1 rRNA gene is annotated in these 206 nt (G+C 55.3%); it reads right to left on the bottom strand.

Going from position 1 to position 206, the window contains the following annotated elements:
* A 23S ribosomal RNA gene (locus OTG14_RS23690) occupies positions 1-206 on the bottom strand; the annotation flags it as partial.

Here is a 206-nt window from a genome sequence, read left to right as displayed (position 1 = left end):
TAGCCTTGGAGGATGGTCCCCCCATATTCAGACAGGATACCACGTGTCCCGCCCTACTCTTCGAGTTCACAACCTGTGCATTTTCGTGTACGGGAGTATCACCCTGTACCCTGCGACTTTCCAGACGCTTCCACTAACACACAAGCTGATTCAGACTCTGGGCTGCTCCCCGTTCGCTCGCCGCTACTGGGGGAATCTCGGTTGAT

Origin of the sequence: Enterobacter pseudoroggenkampii, assembly GCF_026420145.1 — a bacterium.
In the GTDB taxonomy this organism is placed as follows: Bacteria; Pseudomonadota; Gammaproteobacteria; order Enterobacterales; family Enterobacteriaceae; genus Enterobacter; species Enterobacter pseudoroggenkampii.
The sequence above is the reverse complement of the archived record's forward strand: the minus strand, read 5'-3'. Positions and strand labels throughout refer to the sequence as shown.